Origin of the sequence: Bacillus cereus group sp. BfR-BA-01355 (genome assembly GCF_022663675.1) — a bacterium.
Classification (GTDB): domain Bacteria; phylum Bacillota; class Bacilli; order Bacillales; family Bacillaceae_G; genus Bacillus_A; species Bacillus_A thuringiensis_S.
In genome coordinates, this window is record NZ_JAKUFY010000350.1 from 1 (window position 1) to 340 (window position 340).

A 340-nucleotide genomic window follows, 5' to 3' on the forward strand; every position below is an offset into this window, starting at 1 on the left:
CACAAAAGTATATAAAGAAAGATGGGAACATATCATATGTTGGACCATCTGAAAATGAATTTGCTAAATATGCAATTGATATAACGAAGAAGAATGATGATAAAGAAACTGGTGGAGAAAACCCAACAATACCACCAAAAGGTGATGGAGAAAACCCAACAATACCACCAAAAGGTGATGGAGAAAACCCAACAACACCACCAAAAGGTGATGGAGAAAACCCAACAACACCACCAAAAGGTGATGGAGAAAACCCAACACCACCAACAGAAGAAGGTAATAATGGTAATGAACCAAAGCAAGATGGAAATAATACCGGATCTGGACAAACTACAACAGA

Annotated in this window: 1 pseudogene; it reads left to right on the plus strand. The window is 37.9% G+C overall.

Features of this window, described 5'->3' with window-relative positions:
- Positions 1-340, plus strand: a pseudogene (locus tag MR167_RS31990) (bifunctional 2',3'-cyclic-nucleotide 2'-phosphodiesterase/3'-nucleotidase); the annotation flags it as partial.